Origin of the sequence: Bifidobacterium kimbladii, from assembly GCF_032193675.1 — a bacterium.
Classification (GTDB): Bacteria; Actinomycetota; Actinomycetes; order Actinomycetales; family Bifidobacteriaceae; genus Bombiscardovia; species Bombiscardovia kimbladii.
This window is the reverse complement of record NZ_JASTZZ010000017.1, coordinates 1-418: the sequence shown is the minus strand read 5'-3', so window position 1 is coordinate 418 and position 418 is coordinate 1. Positions and strand designations below refer to the sequence as shown.

1 protein-coding gene is annotated in these 418 nt (G+C 67.5%); it reads right to left on the bottom strand.

Annotated features, from left to right (window positions below; genetic code table 11):
• Positions 1-418, bottom strand: a 418-nt coding sequence (locus tag QRX41_RS08370) for an RCC1 domain-containing protein (RefSeq protein ID WP_396176813.1), incomplete at both ends; no start/stop codon positions are given.

Sequence of the window (418 nt, the reverse complement as noted above, 5' to 3'; positions counted from 1 at the left end):
TCCGGCGCTGACCTGCAGGTAGGTGAAGTCCGCTGGCAGGTCCGGGTACGTCTTCCGGTCGGGCGTCTTCACCCTGACCGGCGCAGTCCGGCTGCTTCTTGTCCCGTCGCCGAGCTGGCCACTGCCGTTGGACCCCCAGGCGTAAACGTTGCCGTCGCTGCCCACGGCCAGCGAATGAGAGGCTCCGGCGCTGACCTGCAGGTAGGTGAAATCCTCCGGCAGGTCCGGGTACGTGCTGCGGTCGGGCTTCCTCACCCTGACCGGCGTATACCGTGTGGTGCCCGTCCCGTCGCCGAGCTGGCCCTGGCTGTTGGATCCCCAGGCGTAGGCGTTGCCGTCGCTGCCCACGGCCAGGGAATAATTGTATCCGGCGCTGACCTGCAGGTAGGTGAAGTCCGCTGGCAGGTCCGGGTACGTC